The organism is Pseudoalteromonas sp. 4NS20-0020, assembly GCF_057554385.1.
The window spans coordinates 288,205-304,981 of the sequence record NZ_BAAJMI010000004.1 but is presented as its reverse complement, the minus strand read 5'-3'; the positions used below and the strand labels follow the sequence as shown (position 1 = coordinate 304,981).

Genomic DNA, 16,777 nt, shown 5'->3' with positions numbered 1-16,777 from the left:
GGTTATTTCAACGTCATGATGGGTGTGCCAGTCATTTCACTTGGCTGCTCCATGCCCATTAAGTGCAGCATAGTAGGGGCAACATCACTTAATGCTTTACCTTCAGATGGTGTCGCATCGCGACCAACATAAATAAAGGGCACCGGTTCACTTGTATGCGCGGTATGTGCTTGGCCCGTTTTAAGGTTAGCCATTTGTTCTGCATTACCATGATCGGCTGTGATCAACGCTTCACCGCCAAATTCGTTCAATGCATCAACTACACGGCCAATGCAGGTGTCAACGGCCTCACAAGCTTTTACAGCGGCATCAAATACACCTGAGTGGCCAACCATATCGCCATTGGGGTAATTACATATAATGGCGTCGTATTTCCCGCTTTTAATTGCTTCTATGAGCTTATCAGTTAGCATTTCTGAGTTCATTTCCGGTTGCAAGTCGTAGGTAGCCACTTGCGGTGAAGGGATTAATTCACGCGTTTCACCTTCAAATTCGTCCTCACGTCCGCCGCTAAAAAAGAAGGTAACGTGTGCGTATTTTTCTGTTTCAGAAATACGCAATTGTGTTTTCCCTTGTTTTTCAAGCCATTCCCCTAATACGTTAGTAAGAGGAGTTGGGCCAAATGCAACGGGTGCGTCTATATCGGCTGCATATTCTGTCATCATAACAAATGCGCTGAGAGTGGGGGATTTTTTCTTGGTAAAGCCATCAAATTCAGGCTCTACAAAGGCGCGTGTAATTTCACGTGCCCGGTCTGCCCTAAAGTTTGCAAAAATAACGGTGTCGCCATCATTAATTTGCGCAGCTTCTCTACCTGCTGGTGTAATGGTTGTAGGAGCAACAAACTCGTCGTTTTCGTCGCGCTCATAAGCTGCATTTAATGCGGTTACGCCATCGCTGTAGTTAAACTCTCCAATGCCAGAGGTCATTACGTCATAGGCTTTTTCTACACGATTCCAGCGGTTATCTCTATCCATTGCATAATAACGACCAACGAGTGTTGCTAGCCGACCACATTCAAGTTTTGCAAACAACGCTTCTATACGTTCAATCGATTCTTTGGCACTACGCGGTGGTGTATCACGACCATCCAAAAATGCATGAAAATAGACTTCCTTAGCACCGCGTTTTGCAGCCAGCTCTATGCTTGCAACAATGTGATCTTCATGACTATGAACGCCACCCGGGCTCAATAACCCCATAACATGAACGGCTTTGCCGGCATTAACTGCTTTATCAATGTTTTCAACAAGTGCAGGGGTTGAGTCAAATTCACCGTCATTTATTGCTTTTGTGATTCGAGTAAAGTCTTGGTATACAACACGTCCTGCACCTAAATTAACATGCCCAACTTCAGAATTACCCATTTGTCCATCAGGAAGACCTACATCAAAACCAGATGCTGAAATTAATGTGCGAGGGCGAGATGCCCATAAGTTATCTAACACGGGGGTATTCGCTGCTAGTATTGCATTGCTTTGCTCGTCTTCACGATATCCCCAACCGTCTAAAATCATTAATACCAGTGGTTTTTTATGTTCAGTCATAGTCACTCCTAAAAGTTAGCACCTGTTTTGCTTTAGCATACCGTGTTTTGTTACTTGAATCAGCATACAAAACAGCATATTAATTTTTTTCACTTAATTGAATATTGTATTGATGCTGATGTGCGGTTAATAACCTTAATATGGGGCGTTTTTCGTACTTTTAAACTCTGTGTAAACTCGCATTTTAAGTTGGTTTGGGTATACTTGCGTGGCTAAAGTCTAAAATGTCTAAAACATTGCGTTTTAGGATGTAATTTATAGTGGAAGTCGAATGGATCAATATATTGAATTTATAAGCAATCACCCTATTTTAAGCCTTGCTTGGGTTGGTATTGTTTTTCTTATTGTCAGTGGTTGGATAAAAAGTAAATTTTCAGCTATTCGTCAAATAAACCCTCAGCAACTAACGCTACTTATTAACCGTGAAGATGGTCAAGTAGTTGATATGCGCGCACAAAAAGAGTTTACGTCTGGCCGTATTTCGGGGGCTGAACACTTAAGCCCTGAAAATGCAAAAAAATCTGACTTTTCAGGCCTTGAAAAGTACAAGACTAAACCCATTATATTGGTATGTACTACAGGTATGACAGCCCAAGGCACGGCCACAGCAATGCATAAAGCTGGTTTTGAACAGGTTTATGTATTAGCGGGCGGAATGGGTGCATGGCAATCTGCTAGCTTACCAACGATAACAGGTCGCTAATCTCGTTTAGCTAAACCGATAGAGGATTTATTATGAGTAACGTTGTTTTATACACCAAGGCATATTGTCCATTTTGTCAGCGCGCTATGGCGCTTTTAAAAAGCAAAGGCGTTGAATTCACTAATTTTGATATTGGTGTACAACCTGAACTTCGCGATGAAATGATTACTAAAGCCGGTGGCGCAAGCACTGTACCGCAAATTTTTATTAATGATGAACATATCGGTGGCTGTGACGACATGATGGCTATTGAGGCTCAAGGTAAACTTGACGCTAAGCTTAACGCTTAATTTAATTATAATAACGAACAAGTTAGGAATAACAATGAACGAAGAAACTCAAAACGCAGCAGCGGCACAAGACGCAGGCGCACAATTTACTATTCAACGCATTTACACTAAAGACGTGTCGTTTGAAACGCCAAACTCTCCGGCAATTTTTCAAAAAGAATGGACGCCAGAAGTTAAGCTAGACCTAGATACTCGCTCTAACAAGTTAGACGAAGGTGTATTTGAAGTTGTTTTAGCATTAACTGTGACAGCATCAATTGGCGAAGAAACTGCGTTTTTATGTGAAATTCAACAAGCGGGTATTTTTACTATTGCTGAGGTTGAAGAAGTACAGCTTGCTCATATGCTAGGTGCATTTTGTCCTAACGTATTGTTCCCATATGCACGTGAAGCGGTATCTAACCTAGTTAACCGTGGCACTTTCCCACAGTTAAACCTTGCGCCAGTAAACTTTGACGCATTGTTTGCACAGTATATGCAACAACGTACTGCGCAAGCTGACCAGGTTACAGCAGACGCATAACTTATGAGTACAGCAACTTCAGCTGTTACTGTATTGGGGGCGGGGTCTTATGGCACCGCCCTTGCTATTTGTTTAGCCCGAAATGGTCATAAAGTGACGCTTTGGGGACGCAATAGCGACGACGTTGCTACGCTTGCAGCTGAGCGGAAAAATCAACGTTACTTACCAGATGCACCCTTCCCAGACACTCTAGTACTAGAAGCCGATTTACAACGTGCCGTTGCATGTAGCGCTATTGTGCTTGTTGTTGTGCCAAGCCATGCATTTGGCGACACACTTGCGCAAATAAAACCTGCATTGCAAATCGATGCTAAAGTCGCGTGGGCGACTAAAGGCCTTGAGCCAAATACGGGGCGTTTATTACAAGAAGTTGCACAGCAAGAGCTGGGTGATGAAATCGCACTTGCGGTGCTTTCGGGTCCTACATTTGCGAAAGAAATGGCAATGGGTTCACCAACAGCTATTTCTGTTTCGTCTACCTCACCTGAGTTTGCACAACAATTGGCTGATTTACTGCATTGTGGTCGTTCATTTCGTGTGTATAACAATGACGACTTTATTGGCATACAGCTAGGTGGTGCGGTTAAAAACGTAATTGCTATTGGCGCGGGTATTTCTGATGGTGTAGGTTTTGGAGCCAATGCTCGCACAGCCTTGATCACACGAGGTCTTGCAGAGCTGACTCGGTTAGGTTGCGCTCTAGGCGCAAAGCCAGAAACCTTTATGGGAATGGCAGGCCTTGGCGATTTAATTTTAACCTGTACCGATAACCAGTCACGCAATCGTCGTTTTGGTTTAGCACTGGGTAAAGGTGAAAGTGTTGAAGCTGCAATTGAGTCGATAGGCCAAGTAGTAGAGGGCTTTAGAAACACCAAAGAAGTGTATTTACTTGCCCAGCGTGCAGGCGTTGAAATGCCTATCACAGAACAGATTTACAAAGTACTTTATGAAAATAAAGATATGAAAGCTGCTGCCATGGCATTGTTAGGCAGAGAGCAACGATCAGAATAGCATTTACTACTGTGATAAAAGCTAAAAAAACCGACATCATGTCGGTTTTTTGTAAGCTTTAATAATACGCGTATTACTGCGCGTTCGGAAAGCCCAGCTGTCGCCATGATTCGTAAACAAATACAGCGACTGCGTTTGATAGGTTCATGCTTCGGCTATTTGGTTGCATTGGGATACGCACGCGCTGCTCGTTTGGTAGAGCTTGAATCATCTCATCGGGTAGCCCGCGTGTTTCTGGACCAAATACTAGACAGTCTCCGGGTTCGTAACATGCTTCATGATGAAATTGGCTGCCTTTGGTTGTACATGCATACACTTTTTTCGGTTTACATTTTTCAAGATACGCTTCAAATGACGCATGACGCTGAACATGGCTGAATTCATGGTAATCAAGGCCTGCACGCTTTACACGTTTGTCGTCCCACTCAAACCCTAAAGGCTCAATTAAGTGCAGCGAAAAGCCGGTATTTGCACAAAGGCGGATAATATTCCCTGTGTTTGGTGGAATTTCAGGTTGGTATAAAACAATATCCAGCATAATTAGCCTTTTAATAATGGTATTTGACGAAAGCAGTATACACGAAACCCTTAAAAAAAATGATATACTCAAGGTATTGAATACTCTTTTTAGCGGATGAAATTGTGCATAACCGCAGTTACGAATTTTGGGTTAAAGCTTCTAGTATTATTACTATGGTAATGGTGAGTTTAATGATTGCGGCAAAGGCGTGGGCCTGGCTTGCTTCAGGCTCTGCTTCAATGCTTGGCTCCTTAACAGACTCATTAATGGACATTACCGCTACATTTATGAGTTTTTTAGTTTTAGGTTACGCACTGCGCCCAGCTGATGATGATCATCGGTTTGGTCATGGTAAAGCCGAGGCATTAGCAGGGCTTGGGCAAGCTGCATTTATTGCAGGCTCGGGCTGTTTACTGGCATTTCATGGTGTTGAGCGCTTATTTAACCCTATAGAGCTTACACATTCATTATTAGGTGTATGGGTAAGTGCTTTTGCAATTGCATGTACTCTGGTCATTGTTTTTGTACAAACTAAGGTTATTAAGCATACCGAATCGATTGCTATAAAAGCAGATTCGGTGCATTACAAAGGTGATTTGATTTTAAACGCTGCTGTTTTAATTGCGATTGCTCTATCTTATTACGGAATGATGTATGCCGATCCTATTTTTGCAATAGGGGTAGCAGGTTACTTACTTTATAACAGTTGGGATATTGCAAGAGATAGTGCCGATCATTTAATGGATAAAGAACTCCCAGACGATGAAAAGCAAAGCATTTTTGATATTGCTAAAGAGCACAGCGATGTGCATGGCGTACACGGGATCCGTACTCGCCAGGGGGGGAAAATTAAGTTTATTCAAATGCATTTAGAGCTTGACGACCATTTAAGTCTAATACGAGCCCATACTGTGGCTGATGAGGTTGAAGCGATGATTGGTGCTCGTTTTGAATCTGAGGTTGATATACTAATCCACCTCGACCCGCTTTCTGTTTTAACTAAGCCGTCACCGACTCACAAAACTTATACAGACTCTTAAGTACTGGCTGGCGTACATCATCACATTCAAAGAATAGTTCGTGCTTGGCGTCAACAAAGCTTTCTAGGGTAATATTTGCGTACTTATTAGCTAGTCTATAGTGCGCTTCATTATCGACAACTACATCGTTTTTTGCGCTTGCAATGTAAAGTGGAATATCAACAGTAAGCTCATCTATTGATGATAAAAAAGTAAAGGTTGAATTTAGCCACCCATAAGTAACCCCGCCAAGTTGTAGTAAAGGCTCCTCATTATATGTTTGCCTAAATAGGCTGTAGCGTAATTCGCAACTTGTTAATACGTTTAAAGGGAACTCTTCTGGGGTGTAGTCGGTTTGTCCAAGGGCATAGCTAAATTGAAAACCAAGACGTACGGCATTACTTGCAATTATTCGGGCTAAAGGCTTTGGAATACCTTTGGTGTGTATATCGAACATTGGGGCTGATAAAAACGCACCGCTAAAACTATGCTCATAGTTTGCCAAATAATCAAATGCAATAGCACCTCCCATCGAGTGGCTCACTAATAGCTTTTTACCTTGCCAAACGGTGTCGACTATTTGGGTGTTAAATAAATTAAGGTCGGCACTGTAGTCACCAAAATTATTTACGTAACCCTTATGTTTATTTTTTAAATAGCGGTAAGAGCGGCCCTGTCCTTGGTGATCAACAATAAAAACAGCAAAATTATTAGTATAAAGTTCCCATAACAACTCTTTGTATTTATCGAGCCCTTCGATTCTACCTGAGCTAATAACTATGGCAACATGAGCTTTATCTGGCTGGGCATGCGCGTAAAATAACTGCCCATTAGGCGTATTTAAATACGCTTTAACTAATGTGTTTTGATAAAAATCATTAATGGCTGATTGGTTACCTTTAAGCTTGCGCTCACTACTATAAAACATGGTTTACTCTTTGATTATTGGCAGTGTGATATTAGCACACAAGCCGCCCTGATCTTTGTTCGATAAAACTAAGGTGCCATTATGAGCTGTAATTGCATTTTTTGCGATAGCTAAGCCTAAACCGGTTCCACCACTGACTCTGTCTCTTGCATCAGACTGCCTAAAAAAAGGCTCACATAGCTTATCAAGCTGGTTAATTGGCACGCCAGGGCCATCATCACATATTTCAATATGCACGGTATCAGCATGCGATAGTTTTATACTTATTGTGTTATTTGCATATTTAATGGCATTACGAAGTAGGTTTTCAAGCGCGCTGGCAATCAGGGCTTCATCGCAGCTAATGTTTACGCTTGCATCGCCTGTTATTGTTAACTGCTTATCATATTGTTTTGCTTCAAATTTTGCATCGTTTAAAACATGTTCAACAATAACGTTTAGTGATTGTTTTTGCATTGCAAGGGTTTGGCTTTTTGCTTCTAAGCGAGACACTTGAAGTACATCAGCAATCATTTTATCGAGTTGATTAGCCTCTTTTTCTATTCGTAACAAATAAGACTGACTTGCTTCATTTGCTTGCATTTGCGCAAGACCTGTTGCCATTTTTAAGCGGGTAAGTGGCGAACGTAGCTCATGGGATATGTCAGCAAGCAAGCGTTTTTGTGAGCTTATTAATAGTTCTAGCTGGTTTGCCATACTGTTAAAGTCTCGACCAAGTACCCCTAGCTCATCTTTTCTATTAGTTGAAATAGCAGCACGTGCGCTTAAATCGCCAGAAGATAGTTTTATAGCTGCTTTTTTAAGGCTGTTAATTGGTGCAATTAAGTTACGACTAAACAAAAAGCTCAAAATTAAAGAGGCAATAATTGCAATAGATACTTTGATCCAGCCGGGCATTAGTTTTAAGCGTATAAACAGAGGTGGCTGATTGTTTATGTCTATTTCATATAAATAAAATACTCCTTCGGGGACGGTTAATTGAACTGGCCCAAAGGCTTGATATTGCTCAGTGAAAACAATTTGCGGTGGCATGTTTTTGGTAAAATTAAGAAGGCTTAGGTCTATGTTTATAGGTGTTTCTTTATTAGTAAAAGAAATATCTGATTGCTCAGCGCTTAAATATAAAAGCTTACGTTTAGATAAGCGTGGATGCGAAAGAATACTCTCAAGCGAACGCTTATGCTTATATGCAGAGCGCTCAATACTTCTTGCGGTATAAGCTAGGTTTTTTTCCATCGGGCCATGTAAGGGTTCATTACTTACTAAGTTCAGTACGCTGATATTACTTAAAAAAACAAGCGCAGTAACAGTGCCAATAATGGTTAGCCAAAACCAAACAAATATTTTAAAAAATAAATAATGCCTAGGGTGCTTAAGCCAAGATAAAGCGCCTGATTTATTCACCTTGGATGAAAACATAACCGCTGCCTCGCATTGTTTTAATTCGTTCTGTTTTAATGTGCTCTGCTATTTTTTTTCGGATATTACTTACATGCATATCAATAGAGCGGTCGAACGATGCTAAACGCCTGCCTAGCACTTCTTCACTAATTTGCTCTTTACTAACAACTTGGCTGGCGTTTTTACATAAAAGCGCAAGTATTTCGTACTCTGTGCCAGTAAGCGTGAGAGTATTCTCATCAATAGAGGCTTCTCGTGCTGCAAGGTTAATAGTTACACCATTTACAAGCAGCTTATTAGTTGTGTTGATATTTAAGCTGTTTATATGCTCTATACGACGTGTAATCGCTTTTACGCGGGCAAGTAACTCTCTGTGATTAAATGGTTTTGGTATGTAATCATCCGCACCGAGCTCTAATCCAAAAATACGATCAAAGTCTTCACCTTTAGCTGTAAGCATAATAACTGGGGTGAGTTTGGTTTGCCTAAGTTGTTTTAGAACTTCAAAGCCATCTAGCGTAGGTAGCATGACATCAAGCAATATTAATGCGTAGTCATTTGCCTGTGCTAACTTTAGGCCTTGTTCGCCGTCGTGTACGCTTTGTATTTCAAACCCTTGGCTTGAAAGGTATTCGCTGAGTAACTCACAAAGACCCGTATCGTCGTCAATCATTAATAGTTTCATTTACAAACCCTTAGGCAATATTTCATTTCTTTATTTTACGCCCTTAATTGCTCAAAAGTGAATCTTTACACAACCTTTACACTGCTTTGCGTTACTTTGCGTTGAGTTAGTTATAGTTAACTCACTGGCTAGGCAATTACACGACAGCCAACCACAACCAACCCAACAGTTAAGGTGATGATTATGACTAAAGTAAATACACTTTCAAAATTAGTACTTATTTGTGGCTTAGCAACAGCCACACTTGGTGCAGGTAGCGTACTAGCTAAAGGCGGTATGCATGATCGACAAGGGCATTCTTCAGCGCGTTTTTTACTTTCTGAACGCGGCGCCGAAAAACTTGATTTAACGCAAGATCAGCAAACTAAGCTAAAAGCTATTTTTGAAGCACAAAAAACACAAATGAAAGCCTTACGAGGCGACGATAAAGAAGCACGTAAAGCAATGCGTGAAGCGCACAAAGCAAAAATGGACGTACTACTATCAGCAGCAACATTTGACGAAAATGCAGCAAAAGAGCTTTTAAGTGAGCGCCAAAGTAAAGGTGAAGAGTTTGCCTTAATTAAGCTAAAAACGCAGCATCAAGTAATGCAGTTGCTTAACGCAGAGCAAAAAGAAAAGTTTGCTAAAATTCAAAAGCGTAAAAGTAAAAAGCAGCGTAAGCAAAAAAGCTAACTGACCCTAAGGTTAACTTTTAAGTGAGTACTAAAAAGCCAGCATTTAGCTGGCTTTTGTTTATATAATAACTAGATGACATTACTTAAAAAAGTCATCTTCATTTTTAGCCATCATGGCTTCTATGTCTTCAATCATGTCTTGGTTTATTTGATCAGCCGATGTGATTGGCGCTGAAATTTTATTATTTTCAAACGACCACTCACCCAGATCAATGAGTTGGCAACGCTTAGAACAAAATGGGCGGTGAGGACTTTGCTCAGACCACTCAACATTTGTTTTACAGGTTGGACAATTTACAACAGTAGGCATGTTTTACTCTCAACAGATTACTCATTAGCGCTTACTGGATTTAAAGTAAGCAAAGCGCTAAATAGTTTTACATATTAGTTACGCGGTTTATTTCAGCAAGTGACGTTAAACCATCAGCGGCTTTACGTAAACCCGATAGGCGTAAATTATTAAAACCGGCTTTTAATGATACCTCAGCGATTTCTAGTGAGTTACCGCCGCGCATGATTATTTGTGCAATTTCTGGTGTGATTTGCATAACTTCGTAAATACCTACACGGCCTTTGTAACCATCGGTACAGCCATCACACCCTTTAGGTGCATATAGAGTCATATCTTCAATTTGCGCTGTGCTAAATCCTTGGCGAGAGAGCTCTTCGCTTGGCAATTGCTCTGGCGTTTTACATTTAGGGCATAAACGGCGTGCTAGTCGCTGTGCAATAATTAAACTAATTGAGCTGGCTACGTTATAGGCGGGTACGCCCATATTTAATAGTCGGGTAATGGTTTCTGGCGCTGAATTGGTATGTAATGTAGATAAAACCAAGTGACCCGTTTGCGCCGCTTTTATTGAAATTTCTGCGGTTTCAAGGTCACGTATTTCACCTACCATAACCACATCGGGATCTTGACGTAAAAACGCACGCAATGCATTAGCAAAAGTCATATCGGCTTTAGGGTTAATTTGTACTTGGTTTATCCCTTCAAGGTTTATCTCAACCGGATCCTCTGCGGTACTAATGTTTCGCTCAGGTTGGTTTAATATGTTTAAACCCGTATAAAGCGATACCGTTTTACCTGACCCGGTAGGACCTGTAACGAGTATCATACCTTGTGGTTGACCAAGCGCATCCATGTATAACTTTTTCTGCTCTTCTTCGTAACCAAGTACATCAATGCCTAGCATAGCGCTTGATGAATCAAGAATACGCATTACTATTTTTTCGCCCCAAAGGGTCGGCATCGTACTGACACGAAAATCGATACTTTTTCGTTCAGTAATTTTTAATTTAATTCGGCCATCTTGTGGTTTACGCTTTTCGGCAATATCAAGTCGCGACATTACTTTAATACGAGCAGAAAGCTTGGTTGCTAATGTATTAGGCGGGCTTGCCACTTCGTGCAAGATACCATCAATACGAAAACGAATTCGGTACTTATGCTCGTAAGGTTCAAAATGTAGATCCGATGCGCCTTTTTTTATCGCGTCCATTAAAATTTTATTAATGTACACAATAATTGGGGCATCGTCTTTGTCGTCATCTTGAGGTGCAGATTCTTTTTGGCTTTCTGTGTCTAGGTCGGCAAATTCTTTAAACTCATCATCGCTTAAATTTAGGCTGCCGGTTGCATCTAGCAATTGCTCAATTTTATTATCGAGCTGAATGTAATCAACGACGACTATTTCGCATGAAAGGCCGGTACTAAATTCAAAGTTTTCGAAGGCGCCGTAATCGGTTGGATCAGAGGCTGCCACATACACTTTTCGGCCTTTTTGTACCAAGGGTAAAATATGGTGTTTGCGGATCAGTTTTTCTTTTACAAGATCGGCAGGAATAGACGCAGGATCAAAGTCTTTTAAATCAAAATAGGGAACACGAAACAAATCAATACATTGCTCTGCTAACTCTTTACTGTCTATTTTTCCGCATTTAGAAATCAGTTCAGCGGTTGAGGCAAACTCTTGCTGCTTTGCTTTTACCGTATCGGCATCAATACGCCCAAGCGTAAGAAACTTTCTTAATAACGGTGAGTTAATATTCATTGCGCACCTTTTTAATCCTTCAGAGAGAGTAATTTATCAGAAAAAAGAAGGGGATTACATTACTCTTCACAATCTAGGCTAAATTTATTAATTAATATAGGAAATTAGTTTGTTTTGACTCGGTTTTACAATTTAAGTTGCTTGCATTTGTGCCATCTGCAGATAACGTTTATGCAGCGTTAATAAGTCGTGGTTAACGTCGCTAATTGCACGGTCGTTATTTAAAATATCATCTGCTTTTTTTTGTTTATCTTCGCGTGACATTTGCGCTGCAATAATCGCTTTTACTTGCTCAACACTTACATTATCACGCGAAGCTGTGCGCTCTATTTGTACACTTTGAGGTATATCAATCAGCAGCGTTCGATTACACAGTTTATCTAGGCTGTTTTCAAACAAAAGTGGTGCTACAAGTACTACATATGGACTTTTTGCGGCAGTAAGGTCGTTATGTATTTTGTTTCTAATGAGTGGATGCAATAAATTATTTAGCCACTCTTTGTCGGCACTATTAGTAAAAATGCGTTCACGTAAAGCGCTTCTGTTTAGTGTGCCATCGCTCAATAAAATGCTATGCCCAAATTTTCTTACAATGGCATTTAAACCATCGCTTTTAGGCTTTACGACTTGGCGCGCAATAATGTCGGCGTCAACTATTGTAATGCCAAGCTGCTCAAGCATATTACTTACAGCTGTTTTGCCACAGCCTATACCGCCTGTTAAGCCAAGAACCCAAGGTGATGTTTTATGTATGGTGTCACTCATTTTAGTCAGCACTCAAGTTAGTACCCAATTAAATTAAAATACACGCTTTGTAAGTGGTTACCCCACAGTAACGTGATCCACCCGGCTATTGCTAAGTAAGGACCAAATGGAATGGGCGTTGCCTTATCTTTACCTTGAATACTTAATAAAGCGATACCAATAATGGCGCCAACAACACTTGAAAGCAGTATTATAGTGAGTAACGATTGCCAGCCTAGCAGAGCACCAAATAACGCTAACAGTTTAAAGTCGCCATAGCCCATGCCTTCTTTGCCTGTTAGCAATTTAAATAACCAAAAAACACTCCATAAGCTTAAATAACCAAAGGCTGCCCCCATAATGGCATCACTTGGTGTAATTGTAATTCCGGCAACGGCAGCAATAAGTGCCAGCCAAACAAGCGGTAAAGTGAGCTGATCCGGTAGTAACATGTGGTCTATATCAATAAAGGTTAGTGCCACGAGTGCCCACGTGATCACTATGTATAATAATGCTTGTTCTGTTGCGCCAAAGGTATAAGCAACCACTAAGCTTAATAGAGCGGTAATGGCCTCAATAGCGGGGTAACGAATAGAGATAGGGTTACTACAACTTGCGCATTTACCCTTAAGTATTAACCAGCTAATGATAGGAATATTTTGCCAAGGCTTAATGGCCGTTTTACATTTAGGGCAGGTAGAGTTGGGTTTTACTAAGTTAAAAGGCTCACTGGTATTGGCTTGTGTAGGTTTGTTTGTTACTTCATCTTCTAGTAGTAGCCTACACTCGCTTTGCCACTCTCGCTGCATCATAAGCGGCAAACGGTAAATAACTACGTTTAAAAAACTACCCACACATAAACTAACTAAGCCAACGGTAGTTAAATAAAACCACAGTTGGCTTTGCATTACTTCAATAATACTTTGCATATATACCCGAAAACTAGTCTAAAAAAAGTCTAAAAATTAAGTGAAATAATAATCACAAAGAGAAACTAAAGAGAGCAAATGAGAAGACTAAACCGCCAACTATAAAAATAAGACGCTCTTTAATTTCTGTAAAATTTTTTATTAATTAAATGACAGAACCTAATTGGAAAATAGGTAAGTACATGGCAACAATTAAGCCGCCTACGAGCACACCAAGTACCGCCATAATAAGTGGTTCTAACAGGCTTGAAAGGCCATCGACGGCATCATCAACCTCTTGCTCGTAAATAGTCGCTACTTTTGCCAGCATGCCATCTAACGAGCCAGACTCTTCACCAATGGCTACCATTTGAATAACCATATCAGGGAATATTTTAGAGTTACGCATCGCCCAGTTCATTTGATTACCCGAGCTAACCTCAGCTTTTATATCTAAAATAGCATAACGGTAAACAGCGTTACCCGAAGCACCTGCAGCAGAGTCAAGCGCATCAACAAGTGGTACACCGGCTGCAAAAGTGGTGGAAAGTGTTCGGGCATAGCGTGCAACAGCTGCTTTATTTAAAATCATTCCAATCACAGGGAGCTTTAAAATGGCTCTATCGGTTGCATCTCTGAGTTTTAAGCTTCTGAGTTTGGCTTCTTTAAACGCATAACCAAAGCCAACAATTGCAATTAAAATCATCCACCAATACGCTTGCATAAACTCAGATATCCCGATTACAAATAAAGTAAATGCTGGGAGTTCAGCGCCAAAGCCTGAGAATATATCCTGAAATTGTGGCACTACGAAGATTAGCAAAATAGAAGTTACAATACCTGCTATCACTAATACAGATATTGGGTAAAACATTGCTTTTTTTATTTTTGATTTAAGCGCTTCCGATTTTTCTTTGTACAATGCAACACGATCAAATATTTTATCAAGCGCACCTGATTGCTCGCCCGATGCGACTAAATCGCAATATAAGTCATCAAAATAACGAGGGTGTTTTCTTAGCGCTTGCGATAAAGGCTGACCTGCCTTTACTTCATCGCCAATGGTTTCCATTAGTTTACCCACGCTTTTATTAGTTGAGCCCGTGCCTATCATTTCAATGGCTTGTATAAGAGGTACACCCGCCATAAGCATGGTGGCGATTTGGCGTGTAACAAGCGATATATCTTTAGGGGTGATTTTTTGAACACTTTGAATGCCAAATAAAGGTTTTGGCTTACGCTTTACTTTTGAAGGTGTAATGCCTTGCTTTCTTAGCTGAGCTTTAACAAGTGCAATGCTATTCCCTGTAAGCTCTCCTTCAAGTTTTTTCCCTCGGGCACTTACACCGACCCACTGAAATGTATCGAGGCCTTTATCTTGTTGTTTTTTTGCCATGAGATGATCCAGCTGAATTAATATTATTAAAGAATTCTTTGTCTAGCATAACTTAATCGAATGATTCTTGGTAGAAATATACTGTTTATCAGGCACGTTGACCAATGGACCAAAACCTTGGCCCGTAAATATAGCCATTATCAGGATCGATATTATTATAAATTTCTATTGCTTTTTGTAAGTATAAAAACCAAGCGAGGATGAATACACACGCCAAAAATAACTTAGCGTATACATTTATAGGAATATGTTTGTACTTGTTTTTATTAAGCCTGCCAATAAGTAAGCCCCACATTATAAACAACAAGGTTTGAGAAACCGGCATCACATGTACACCAGAGAATAGTGAATAAGTAATACCTATAGCAAAAGAGTAAAAAATACTTTCCGTAATTATATCTTTTTTATGATTTTTTAGATGTATTATAGATTTCCTAAATGTATTAAAAATTACGATTAAAATACAAATAAGGGCTATTCCTCCCCACTCATTTAAAACTTCTATCAATGAGTTGTGGGGGTGACTAAACGGTGCTGAACTCCCGAGAGACATTTCAAATACACCAGGGCCACTACCAATCAAAAAATGTTTCCATGATAAGTTTGAAAGTGTATTTAACCATAAATCAACACGGCCTGAGGAAGATGTGCGAAGTATATCCGCACCACCTTTATTCAGTGAATCTAGAATATAAAAAGTGATACAGCTAAGTGCAAGGCAAACTAGCCCGGTTAAAATTTGCTTTTTTAGGGTTGTTTTTAATGTGAGAGCAAATACTGAAAAAATAAAAAATGAGAGTAGCGCCCCTCGGGCTTGACCAATAAAAATTAGTAATAGGTTAAAAAATAATGCAATAAATACAATGCGTTGAATGTTTTTTAGTTTTAGCAGTAATATTAAAAAGGGAAGAATAAAAACCTGTACCTGATTAAAGAAGCGAATGTTAATAAAGCCAGAGTAGATTATATAGGGGTTTAAATGTTGCTGTTCTGCTAGTGTAAAAATTATATTGAGTATGCAAACCAAAACTAAACTTGTGTGCGCTATTAATAAGGTATAAATAATGAGCAACACAGATTTTTTATCATTTATAGTACTTATATAAAACATTGCCCCAAAAAGCAGGCTGATGTGAAATGTGTAAAGTAAACTGAAGCTTTTTTCCTGACTAGCTATAGATGACAAGAAACCGCTGAGAATAAAAGCTAGGAAAAACATTGCGCTTTTTTTATCAAATAAAACTGTGTATGTAGGTTTTTTGTGCTTCAATAAAACTGTAAGCAACAAAGTGCAAAGGCTGAGTAAGAAAGCTATTTGTATGATACGTTGATGATTGTGGTAATCGTAAGAGATAGTTGGAATTAATGGTGTTAATGTATTTAACAAAAATAAACTAATTATTAAAAATTTTACAGTATTAGTTTTAGCCATAATTTTTTCGGATAACTTAAAAAGCGCCATTCAGGCGCTTTTTGTTAGTCAGCAAATAATTAAGATTGTGGACAGCTCTTAGGAGCTAGGTCTTTATTTGCGGCTGTTATGCCAGTTGTTGCACATGACCAAGCACCAGTAGCACTTCTTGTCCAAGTGATTTTTGCACTAGTACCTATTTGGGTTGGTGCATTAACTACTGCACACTCAATTTCTGTTGAAGTTACTGTTATGTTACAATTTGCAGTACTTGCTTGCAGCCCTGCTGCAGCTCTATCTGGAGTTTCTCCTGCATTTGCAGCAACTTCAAAGCCTGTTCTACCAGCTGAGATTTCAGCCAAAGCAGCAGTCAATTTTGATGATGCTTGGTAATTCGAATAAGCAGGTAACGCTACTGCTGCAAGAATACCGATGATTGCTACTACAATCATTAATTCAATTAGGGTGAAACCCTGTTGTTTTTGAGTCATTGTTTTCATGTTTCCTCTCCTAAAGGATAGATTGTGTAAGTTAAATCACTTAATTGGCAAAATGCCGAACATAATTTAACTGATTTACTTTACAGTTTTGCTTAAAATAAACTTTTGCGCTATCCACATTTTGCTGCAGAGTTAGCGCTATATTTGCACTTTAGCTTTAGGGTATGAAACACAAAAGCTAGGTGTGAATTCATTATATTTTGTACATCACTTGCTATTTATTAGCTGGTTGAAAATAAGTGCTAACAGCAGCTAATAGAAAGTGTAGTCATAAGTAACTTGGATTGCTTGTTAGGATGAGCTTAAAAACAAGCATCTAATTATTTATGACGAGCTTTTATAATAAAACAATACAAGTGTATCATTTTATTTTAGTTGTTAGCACGCTACTTTTCCTAAAACAGCTAATTAATTTAACAAATTGTTACAATTAGTTATTTTTAACTATTAAATTACTTTT

18 protein-coding genes are annotated in these 16,777 nt (G+C 39.6%); 6 read left to right on the top strand and 12 right to left on the bottom strand.

Annotation, left to right across the window (positions count from 1 at the left end):
• Positions 1-2: 2 nt before the first annotated feature.
• Positions 3-1,547 carry a 2,3-bisphosphoglycerate-independent phosphoglycerate mutase gene (gpmM, locus tag AC27JL_RS11985; RefSeq protein ID WP_487195702.1) on the bottom strand — a complete coding sequence of 515 codons (1,545 nt, stop codon included), beginning with the start codon at positions 1,545-1,547 and terminating at the stop codon, positions 3-5.
• 271 nt (positions 1,548-1,818) lie between these two features.
• On the opposite strand from gpmM, the gene AC27JL_RS11980 reads away from it, so the two are divergent.
• Genes AC27JL_RS11980 through gpsA form a run of 4 tightly spaced genes read left to right on the top strand, consistent with a single transcriptional unit; the run spans position 1,819 to position 4,074 of the window.
• Positions 1,819-2,250 (top strand): rhodanese-like domain-containing protein, encoded by a 432-nt coding sequence (locus AC27JL_RS11980; protein ID WP_006794823.1) that lies wholly within the window; start codon positions 1,819-1,821, stop codon positions 2,248-2,250.
• Positions 2,251-2,282: 32 nt separating this feature from the next.
• Complete coding sequence (gene grxC, locus AC27JL_RS11975) at positions 2,283-2,540, top strand: glutaredoxin 3 (RefSeq protein WP_006794822.1); 258 nt, start codon at positions 2,283-2,285, stop codon at positions 2,538-2,540.
• A 34-nt stretch (positions 2,541-2,574) separates the two neighbouring features.
• The gene (secB, locus tag AC27JL_RS11970; protein WP_006794821.1) at positions 2,575-3,063 is read left to right on the top strand and encodes a protein-export chaperone SecB; all 489 of its coding nucleotides are present in this window, start codon (positions 2,575-2,577) and stop codon (positions 3,061-3,063) included.
• A 3-nt stretch (positions 3,064-3,066) separates the two neighbouring features.
• Positions 3,067-4,074, top strand: coding sequence for an NAD(P)H-dependent glycerol-3-phosphate dehydrogenase (gpsA, locus tag AC27JL_RS11965; RefSeq protein WP_039038003.1), 1,008 nt, complete (start codon positions 3,067-3,069; stop codon positions 4,072-4,074).
• Between the two features lie 73 nt (positions 4,075-4,147).
• On the opposite strand, the gene trmL is transcribed toward gpsA, so the two are convergent.
• Entirely contained in the window at positions 4,148-4,612 is a 465-nt protein-coding gene (trmL, locus tag AC27JL_RS11960) for a tRNA (uridine(34)/cytosine(34)/5-carboxymethylaminomethyluridine(34)-2'-O)-methyltransferase TrmL (RefSeq protein WP_008128796.1), read from the bottom strand.
• 104 nt (positions 4,613-4,716) lie between these two features.
• Between trmL and AC27JL_RS11955 the strand changes: the two genes are divergently transcribed.
• Positions 4,717-5,634 carry a cation diffusion facilitator family transporter gene (locus AC27JL_RS11955; protein WP_006794818.1) on the top strand — a complete coding sequence of 306 codons (918 nt, stop codon included), beginning with the start codon at positions 4,717-4,719 and terminating at the stop codon, positions 5,632-5,634.
• Here the strand turns inward: AC27JL_RS11955 and AC27JL_RS11950 are convergent.
• The 3 genes from AC27JL_RS11950 to AC27JL_RS11940 are packed head-to-tail and all read right to left on the bottom strand — an operon-like array spanning position 5,594 to position 8,627.
• On the bottom strand, positions 5,594-6,541 hold the full coding sequence (locus tag AC27JL_RS11950; protein ID WP_487195701.1) for an alpha/beta fold hydrolase: 948 nt from the start codon (positions 6,539-6,541) through the stop codon (positions 5,594-5,596). The two genes, AC27JL_RS11955 and AC27JL_RS11950, sit on opposite strands and share 41 nt — an antisense overlap.
• Before the next feature lie 3 nt (positions 6,542-6,544).
• Positions 6,545-7,960 (bottom strand): ATP-binding protein, encoded by a 1,416-nt coding sequence (locus AC27JL_RS11945; RefSeq protein WP_487195700.1) that lies wholly within the window; start codon positions 7,958-7,960, stop codon positions 6,545-6,547.
• Positions 7,938-8,627 carry a response regulator gene (locus AC27JL_RS11940; protein WP_203985199.1) on the bottom strand — a complete coding sequence of 230 codons (690 nt, stop codon included), beginning with the start codon at positions 8,625-8,627 and terminating at the stop codon, positions 7,938-7,940. Before AC27JL_RS11940 ends, AC27JL_RS11945 begins: the two co-directional genes overlap by 23 nt.
• Before the next feature lie 183 nt (positions 8,628-8,810).
• On the opposite strand from AC27JL_RS11940, the gene AC27JL_RS11935 reads away from it, so the two are divergent.
• Positions 8,811-9,302, top strand: coding sequence for a Spy/CpxP family protein refolding chaperone (locus tag AC27JL_RS11935; protein ID WP_039038007.1), 492 nt, complete (start codon positions 8,811-8,813; stop codon positions 9,300-9,302).
• A gap of 81 nt (positions 9,303-9,383) precedes the next feature.
• Here the strand turns inward: AC27JL_RS11935 and yacG are convergent, their stop codons facing one another.
• The 7 genes from yacG to AC27JL_RS11900 all read right to left on the bottom strand — a co-directional run bounded on the left by yacG (position 9,384) and on the right by AC27JL_RS11900 (position 16,317).
• Positions 9,384-9,614: a DNA gyrase inhibitor YacG gene (gene yacG / locus AC27JL_RS11930; RefSeq protein WP_006794561.1), complete on the bottom strand. Its 231-nt coding sequence runs from the start codon at positions 9,612-9,614 to the stop codon at positions 9,384-9,386.
• 67 nt (positions 9,615-9,681) lie between these two features.
• Positions 9,682-11,358, bottom strand: coding sequence for a type IV-A pilus assembly ATPase PilB (pilB, locus tag AC27JL_RS11925; protein WP_487195699.1), 1,677 nt, complete (start codon positions 11,356-11,358; stop codon positions 9,682-9,684).
• Positions 11,359-11,490: 132 nt separating this feature from the next.
• Positions 11,491-12,123: a dephospho-CoA kinase gene (gene coaE, locus AC27JL_RS11920; RefSeq protein ID WP_487195698.1), complete on the bottom strand. Its 633-nt coding sequence runs from the start codon at positions 12,121-12,123 to the stop codon at positions 11,491-11,493.
• A gap of 17 nt (positions 12,124-12,140) precedes the next feature.
• Positions 12,141-13,031 carry a prepilin peptidase gene (locus AC27JL_RS11915; RefSeq protein WP_487195697.1) on the bottom strand — a complete coding sequence of 297 codons (891 nt, stop codon included), beginning with the start codon at positions 13,029-13,031 and terminating at the stop codon, positions 12,141-12,143.
• 145 nt (positions 13,032-13,176) lie between these two features.
• Positions 13,177-14,406 (bottom strand): type II secretion system F family protein, encoded by a 1,230-nt coding sequence (locus AC27JL_RS11910; RefSeq protein ID WP_487195696.1) that lies wholly within the window; start codon positions 14,404-14,406, stop codon positions 13,177-13,179.
• 88 nt (positions 14,407-14,494) lie between these two features.
• Positions 14,495-15,868 carry an O-antigen ligase family protein gene (locus AC27JL_RS11905; RefSeq protein ID WP_487195695.1) on the bottom strand — a complete coding sequence of 458 codons (1,374 nt, stop codon included), beginning with the start codon at positions 15,866-15,868 and terminating at the stop codon, positions 14,495-14,497.
• 29 nt (positions 15,869-15,897) lie between these two features.
• Complete coding sequence (locus tag AC27JL_RS11900; RefSeq protein ID WP_010556624.1) at positions 15,898-16,317, bottom strand: pilin; 420 nt, start codon at positions 16,315-16,317, stop codon at positions 15,898-15,900.
• Positions 16,318-16,777 lie beyond the last annotated feature (460 nt).